Below are 551 nucleotides of genomic sequence, written 5' to 3' on the forward strand. Positions count from 1 at the left end.
CAAACCTGAACCCGACGACCAACCCCACCATCATGAAAAATCTGGGCTAGCTCCTTAAGCACCGATCACCACCCCACGGCAGCAGACCCAACCCACCCCGGGCAGCAGGACCTCCAAAGGCAGGCCCTCGAGTGGAGGCAGCCGGGTTGCAGGCATCGGATTGCGTGGTACTCGCCAATTCGTAGAAGAATAACCTATAGAACAATAGTGAAGAGCAGGCGTACCACGCCCGCTGCCAATGAGAGGAACCGCGCCGCGATGGCTGAGCAGGATCGAAATTCCGAAACCGGTGACGAGGCTCAGAGGCCGGCACAGCAGGACCAGGCCCCCAGCGGGGGACAGGGCGGGCGTCGACATTCCTGGGGATCGAAGAGCGGTGCTTCTGTTCCGGCGCGCGATGAACAGCACTCGGCAGGACCTGCCGGCTCCGCGGGCGAAGACTCTTCCGATGAAGGCAGGGAGCGCGGCTCAGGACGAGAAAGCAAGGACGATCGTGCCGGCGAACGTGCCAGCCGCGGCCCCGTCATCGGCGGGGAACGCGCCAGCGGCGG

It is taken from the genome of Arthrobacter sp. H41 (assembly GCF_000520535.1).
Lineage (GTDB): Bacteria > Actinomycetota > Actinomycetes > Actinomycetales > Micrococcaceae > Arthrobacter_D.